Raw genomic sequence first — 315 nt, forward strand, 5'->3', positions numbered from 1 at the left:
GGAGTAGTAAAATTTATTAGTGGCAAGGCGGTCGCTATCGATCAAAACGGAAATGAGAGAGAGCTAAAAGTAGGTGACATCCTTTATATGGGAGAGAGCATCAAGACAAGCGATGCAGCCGATAAAATAACAATTGTTTCAAATAATGGAAAAGAGATTACGATTGTAGGCAATGATACGCTTGCGTTAAATCAAAGCACCATAGGTGCGGAAGGTTTGGCAGATATTAGTGATTTGCAAAATGCTATTTTAAATGGTGGAGATCTAACAAAACTTGAAGAGACCGCAGCTGGTGGAAACACTGCTGCTGGTGGT

1 protein-coding gene is annotated in these 315 nt (G+C 40.6%); it reads left to right on the forward strand.

The annotated features are described in order from the left end of the window. The coding region (locus tag A3223_RS04280; protein ID WP_141081793.1) for a retention module-containing protein at positions 1–315 on the forward strand (315 nt) is incomplete at both ends.

It is taken from the genome of Campylobacter concisus (genome assembly GCF_002092855.1).
GTDB classification, from domain to species: Bacteria; Campylobacterota; Campylobacteria; order Campylobacterales; family Campylobacteraceae; genus Campylobacter_A; species Campylobacter_A concisus_AI.